The 6117-nt window shown below is 62.4% G+C and carries 5 protein-coding genes and 1 tRNA gene; 3 read left to right on the forward strand and 3 right to left on the reverse strand.

Features of this window, described 5'->3' with window-relative positions:
- The 3 genes from AC2FNL_RS16155 to AC2FNL_RS16165 all read left to right on the forward strand — a co-directional run bounded on the left by AC2FNL_RS16155 (position 1) and on the right by AC2FNL_RS16165 (position 2403).
- Positions 1-1035, forward strand: coding sequence for an enoyl-CoA hydratase/isomerase family protein (locus AC2FNL_RS16155; protein WP_170586529.1), 1035 nt, complete (start codon positions 1-3; stop codon positions 1033-1035).
- A 3-nt stretch (positions 1036-1038) separates the two neighbouring features.
- Complete coding sequence (mmsB, locus tag AC2FNL_RS16160) at positions 1039-1911, forward strand: 3-hydroxyisobutyrate dehydrogenase (protein WP_170338801.1); 873 nt, start codon at positions 1039-1041, stop codon at positions 1909-1911.
- 102 nt (positions 1912-2013) lie between these two features.
- On the forward strand, positions 2014-2403 hold the full coding sequence (locus tag AC2FNL_RS16165; RefSeq protein ID WP_170338803.1) for a hypothetical protein: 390 nt from the start codon (positions 2014-2016) through the stop codon (positions 2401-2403).
- 12 nt (positions 2404-2415) lie between these two features.
- Here AC2FNL_RS16165 and uvrA read toward each other — a convergent pair whose 3' ends face one another.
- From uvrA to AC2FNL_RS16180, 3 genes are all read right to left on the reverse strand, one after another.
- Positions 2416-5274 carry an excinuclease ABC subunit UvrA gene (gene uvrA, locus AC2FNL_RS16170; RefSeq protein WP_496834305.1) on the reverse strand — a complete coding sequence of 953 codons (2859 nt, stop codon included), beginning with the start codon at positions 5272-5274 and terminating at the stop codon, positions 2416-2418.
- Positions 5275-5378: 104 nt separating this feature from the next.
- Entirely contained in the window at positions 5379-5948 is a 570-nt protein-coding gene (locus tag AC2FNL_RS16175; RefSeq protein WP_170368387.1) for a methyltransferase domain-containing protein, read from the reverse strand.
- 92 nt (positions 5949-6040) lie between these two features.
- Positions 6041-6117: transfer RNA gene (locus AC2FNL_RS16180), tRNA-Asp, on the reverse strand.

Below are 6117 nucleotides of genomic sequence, written 5' to 3' on the forward strand. Positions count from 1 at the left end.
ATGTCCGATATCGACATCCGCACCACGGGCCGCGCCGGCCGGATCACCCTGACCCGGCCCAAGGCCCTGAATGCGCTGAGCTACGAGATGTGCATGGCCATCGACACCGCCCTGCGCAATTGGCGCGAGGATGACGAGGTCGATCTGGTCATCCTTGATGCCGAGGGCGAAAAGGCATTTTGCGCGGGCGGTGATATTGCCGAGTTGTACACAACGGGCACCAAGGGCGACTATGCCTATGGGCAGAAGTTCTGGCGCGATGAATACCGCCTGAACGCGATGATCTTTGAATATCCCAAGCCCGTGGTCAGCTTCCTGCAGGGCTTTACGATGGGCGGCGGCGTGGGCATCGGCTGTCACGGCACGCACCGGATCGTCGGCGAAAGCTCGAAGATCGCGATGCCCGAGTGCTCGATCGGGCTGGTGCCGGATGTGGGCGGGTCGCTGCTGCTGGCGCTGGCGCCAGGGCGGCTGGGCGAATATCTGGGCGTCACCGGCGCGCGCATAGGTCCGGGTGACGCCATCTATGCCGGTTTCGCCGACCACTTCATCCCGCAGGACCAATGGCCCGACTTGATCGAGATGCTCGAAGCCTCGGGCCAGGCCGACCTGCTGACCGAACACGCCGCCCCTGCCCCAGACCGCACCTTGCCGCAGGACGACATCGACCGTTTCTTCGGGGGTGAAACCCTGGGCGACGTGCTGACCGACCTGCGCAATGGCAACACCGAATTCACGCGCGGCGCGCTCGAGGCGATGGGCCGCAATTCGCCGCTGTCCATGGCCTGCACGATCGAGATGCTGCACCGCCTGCGCGGCCCGGCCCTGACCATGCGCAAGGCGCTGGAGCTGGAATACCGCTTTACCTTCCGGTCGATGGAGCATGGCGACTTTCTCGAAGGTATCCGGGCGCAGATCATCGACAAGGACCGCAACCCGAAATGGCAGTTTGCGGACATGAACGTACCGGCCGCGGCGGTATCACGGATGCTGACGCCGCTCGGCGCGGACACGCTGACATTCGAGGAGGAGTGAAACATGAAGATCGGATTCATTGGCCTGGGCAACATGGGCGCGCCGATGGCGGCCAATCTGGCCAAGGCCGGTCACGACGTGACCGGGTTCGACACCGCGGGCGTGTCGGTCGAGGGCGTGACCAAGGCTGAAACGGCCATTGATGCTGTCCGCGGGGCCGAGGCGGTCATCACCATGCTGCCCAATGGCGACATCCTGCGCGCGGTGGCCGATCAGATCATTCCACACATGGAAAAAGGCGCGGTGTTCATCGACTGCTCGACCGTCGATGTGGACAGCGCCCGCGCCGTGGCGAACCAGGCCGAACAGGCCGGGCTTCTGGCCGTGGACGCGCCCGTTTCGGGCGGAATCGGTGGCGCGGCCGCAGGCACGCTGACCTTCATGGCCGGTGGCTCGGACGCGGCCTTTGCCAAGGCGGCCCCGCTGTTCGAGATCATGGGCCAGAAGGCGGTGCATTGCGGCGCGGCGGGCGCCGGTCAGGCCGCCAAGATCTGCAACAACATGATCTTGGGCGTCACCATGATCGCCACTTGCGAGGCCTTTGCCTTGGCCGACAAGCTGGGCCTGGACCGGCAGAAGATGTTCGACGTGGTCAGCACTTCGTCTGGCTACAGCTGGAGCATGAATGCCTATTGCCCCGCCCCCGGTGTCGGGCCGCAGTCACCTGCCGACAACGGCTACAAGCCCGGTTTCGCTGCCGAGCTGATGCTCAAGGATCTGCGGCTCAGCCAGCAGGCCGCCGAAAGCGCCGATGCGGACACGCCGATGGGCCAGATCGCCACTGCACTGTACGAACAGTTCGTCGAATCCGAAGACGGCAAGGGCATGGATTTCTCGGCCATGCTGCCCCGGTTCGAAAAGCGCGGCCGCAGCTGAGCTTGGGCGGCATTTCGCCGCCCAGGGCTTGCACTTCTGGCGGGCATTCCAAAATACTGGGAAAAGCGGCATGACGGCGCGACGAACCGAGGGGAACCGCCCATGAAGACACTGTTGAATATTGCACTGCTTGCCGGCCTGTCACTGACCCCGGTCTCGACGCTGGCTGACAACGGCAAAGGCAAGGGAAAGAACAAGGACACGTTCTCGGTCGAGCGCGTGGCCCCGCAGAAAGGCGCAAAATCCGTTGCCAACTGCCCGCCCGGGTTGGCCAAGAAGGCCGTGCCCTGCGTCCCGCCCGGCCAAGTCAAGAACTGGTACAAGGTCGGCGACCGGATTGATCGCGACTATGTCTGGATCGACGATCCGTACCGCTATGGTCTGAAACGCGGCGGCAACTACGTTCGCGCGGGCGACTACGTCTACAGCATCGACCCCGACACGCGCAAAGTGCTGAACCTGATCGGCGCGGTGGCGGATATTCTGTATTGAAGCGAAGGCAGCCTACTCGGCCGCCACGCGTTCGGGGTTCAGCATCGGCTTGAGGTATCGCCCGGTGTGGCTGCGCTCACATTCGGCGACCTCTTCCGGGGTGCCCACGGCAACGATCTCGCCACCGCCATCACCACCCTCGGGGCCGATGTCGATGATCCAGTCGGCGGTTTTCACCACGTCCAGATTGTGTTCGATCACCACGACCGTGTTGCCTTGGTCGACCAATTCATGCAGCACTTCCAACAGCTTGCGCACATCTTCGAAATGCAGGCCGGTGGTAGGCTCATCGAGGATGTACAAGGTCCGGCCCGTCGAACGTTTAGCCAGTTCTTTCGAAAGCTTGACCCGCTGCGCCTCGCCGCCTGACAGGGTCGTGGCCTGCTGGCCGACCTTGATATAGCCCAGCCCGACCCGAGCCAGCGCATCCATCTTGTCGCGGATCGAAGGTACGGCCTTGAAGAACTCCTGCGCGTCCTCAACCGTCATGTCCAGAACGTCGGCGATGGACTTTCCCTTGAACTTGATCTCGAGCGTCTCGCGGTTGTAGCGCGCGCCCTTGCAGGTCTCGCAGGTGACATAGACGTCGGGCAGGAAATGCATCTCGATCTTGATGACCCCGTCGCCTTGGCAGGCCTCGCAGCGCCCGCCCTTGACGTTGAAACTGAACCGCCCGGGCTTGTATCCCCTCGCCTTGGCCTCGGGCAGACCGGCGAACCAGTCGCGGATCGGGGTGAAGGCGCCGGTATAGGTGGCCGGGTTCGATCGCGGCGTGCGCCCGATGGGCCGCTGGTCGATGTCGATCACCTTGTCCAGATGTTCCAGCCCCTTGATCGTTTCGCAGGGCGCAGGCGTCTGACGCGCGCCGTTCAGACGCATCGAGGCGGTCCTGAACAGCGTCTCGATCGTCAGGGTCGACTTGCCGCCGCCGGACACCCCGGTCACGCAGACGAACTTGCCCAGCGGAAACTCGGCCGTCACGTCTTTGAGGTTGTTGCCCGAAGCCTTTACAACCGTTACCTTTTTCTTGTTCCCTTTGCGCCGCTCGGCGGGCACCGGAATTTCCCGCACCCCCGACAGATACTGCCCCGTGATCGAGGCCGCATCCGCTGCGATCTGCTCGGGCGTACCGTGGCTGACCACCTGCCCGCCATGTACGCCGGCACCGGGGCCGATGTCGAACACATAGTCGGCTTCGCGGATGGCTTCCTCGTCATGTTCGACGACGATCACGGTATTGCCCTGATCGCGCAGGTTCTTCAGCGTGCCCAAAAGGCGGTCATTGTCGCGCTGGTGCAGCCCGATCGAGGGTTCGTCCAGCACGTAAAGCACGCCGGTCAGGCCCGAGCCGATCTGGCTGGCCAGCCGGATGCGCTGGCTTTCGCCGCCTGACAGGGTGCCACTTGAACGAGACAGCGTAAGGTATTCCAAACCTACGTTATTCAGAAATCCCAGCCGCTCGCGGATCTCTTTGAGAATCGCGCGGGCGATCTCGTTCTTCTGGGCGCTCAGGTGGTTCGGCGCGTCCTCTACCCAGGCCAGAGCCTCTTTGATCGACATCTCGACCACCTGGCCAACATGCAGCCCTGCGATCTTGACGGCCAACGCCTCGGGTCGCAGTCGATAACCCTCGCAGGTGTGGCAGGGACGGTTGTTCTGATACCGCTCGAATTCCTCGCGGATCCACGCGCTGTCGGTTTCGCGATAGCGGCGCTCCATGTTCGGGATCACGCCTTCAAAGCTGCGGGTCACCTGATAGACCCGTCCGCCTTCGTCATAGCGGAACTGGATTTCATCATCGCCCGAGCCATGCAGAAACACCTGCTGCACATGCGCCGGAAGGTCCTTCCACGGCGTGTTCTTGTCGAACTCATAGTGGCGCGCGATCGCCTCGATCGTCTGCAGGAAATAGGGCGACTTACCCTTGCGCCACGGGGCCAGCGCACCGTCATACAGTTTCAGCGTTTGATCGGGCACCACAAGCCGTTCGTCGAAAAACAGCTCGACCCCCAGCCCGTCGCAATCCGGGCAAGCCCCAAAAGGCGCGTTGAACGAAAACAGGCGCGGTTCGATCTCGGGGATGGTGAACCCACTGACCGGACAGGCAAAGTTCTCGGAGAACGTGATGCGCTCGGGCTCGCCCTCGCGCGGGGCGGTCTCCAGTATCGCGATGCCATCGGCCAGGTCCAGCGCGGTGCGCAGGCTGTCGGCCAGGCGGGTCTCCATCCCCTCGCGCACGACGATCCTGTCAACGACCACGTCGATGTCATGGCGGAACTTCTTGTCCAGCGTCGGCGGCTCGTCCAGTTCGTAGAACTGGCCATCGACCTTGACGCGCTGGAACCCCTGCTTGCGCAGTTCCAGAAACTCTTTCTTGTACTCACCCTTGCGGTCGCGAACGATGGGCGCCAGCAGATAGCCTCGGGTGCCCTCCTCCATCGCCATGATCCGATCGACCATGTCCTGAACCTGCTGGGCTTCGATCGGCAAACCGGTGGCGGGGCTGTAGGGCGTGCCTGCGCGCGCGAACAGCAGGCGCAGATAATCATAGATCTCGGTCACCGTTCCCACGGTCGACCGCGGGTTCTTCGACGTGGTCTTCTGCTCGATCGAGATCGCTGGGGACAGGCCGCTGATGTGATCCACATCGGGCTTTTCCATCATGTCCAGAAACTGGCGCGCATAGGCCGACAGGCTTTCGACATAGCGGCGCTGGCCCTCGGCATAGATCGTGTCGAACGCCAAGGACGACTTGCCTGAACCGGACAGCCCCGTGACGACAACCAGCTGATCGCGCGGAATGTCCACGTCGATGTTTTTCAGGTTGTGCTCGCGCGCGCCGCGCACCTCGATATTCTTCAGCTCAGCCATCCAGGCCCCCAACACACAAGTGTCCTAGAGATAGGCGAGCGACGCTGAGTCTCCAACCGAAAAGTTAGAACAAAGTGTGAACGAGCAGATTTTCTCCGCTTGGGTCACCCGTCTTCGGGCTTTCGCGCCATGGCCCAGGCACAGATCGGAAAATCCGGGTCGTTTTCCAGACTGTCGGTTTCAGGGTCATAGACGGGCGGCCAGACCGGTTCGAGGTTGCGCAAAGCCGCCTGACGGTTGCCCCATTGCGCGGCCTGTATACTTTCCGGATCAAAGCCACATTCGGTCAGCAGGTTGCGCAATCCCCGCGCCGACCAACGCGAACAGTCGTGCGGTGCGGCATGGAATGGGATGAAGAACGGCACGGCCAACCAAAACCACCCTCCCGGCCGCAGCATTTCGAGCACGTTCAGAGTGGCTTCATAGGGCCGGTCAAGATGTTCCCAGACCTGGTTGGCCAGTATCAGATCGAATTGCCGAACCTCCGCGCGCTCATCCATCAGCGGGCCTTTGCAGATATCGTGCTGACGATGCCAGATCTGGGTATGGCTGCGAAACCCGAACTGCGTTCCCCATTTTCCCGAAATTTCGGCGCAATCCAGCGCCTCAGGCCCCAGACTCCCTATCCATTTCTTGCTTTGCCGAACCATGACGACGCGGTTCAAGCTGACCATCGAAAACCCCGACTGCGTGCTACCTGCCGGGACCGATTGTCCAGAAAAGCAAAACTGTGTCCACAGGGAACGCAACGACTTTTAAGGAGAAGTGGCGCGGTTGACGGGGCTCGAACCCGCGACCCCCGGCGTGACAGGCCGGTACTCTAACCAACTGAGCTACAACCGC

This window comes from Ruegeria sp. CRTD044 (assembly GCF_059613485.1).

Excerpts from the sequence above, each read along its gene's own strand:
- AC2FNL_RS16155 (WP_170586529.1), top strand. The coding sequence starts at position 1 with ATGTCCGATATCGACATCCGCACCACGGGCCGCGCCGGCCGGATCACC.
- mmsB (WP_170338801.1), top strand. The coding sequence starts at position 1,039 with ATGAAGATCGGATTCATTGGCCTGGGCAACATGGGCGCGCCGATGGCG.
- AC2FNL_RS16165 (WP_170338803.1), top strand. The coding sequence starts at position 2,014 with ATGAAGACACTGTTGAATATTGCACTGCTTGCCGGCCTGTCACTGACC.
- uvrA (WP_496834305.1), bottom strand. The coding sequence starts at position 5,274 with ATGGCTGAGCTGAAGAATATCGAGGTGCGCGGCGCGCGCGAGCACAAC.
- AC2FNL_RS16175 (WP_170368387.1), bottom strand. The coding sequence starts at position 5,948 with ATGGTCAGCTTGAACCGCGTCGTCATGGTTCGGCAAAGCAAGAAATGG.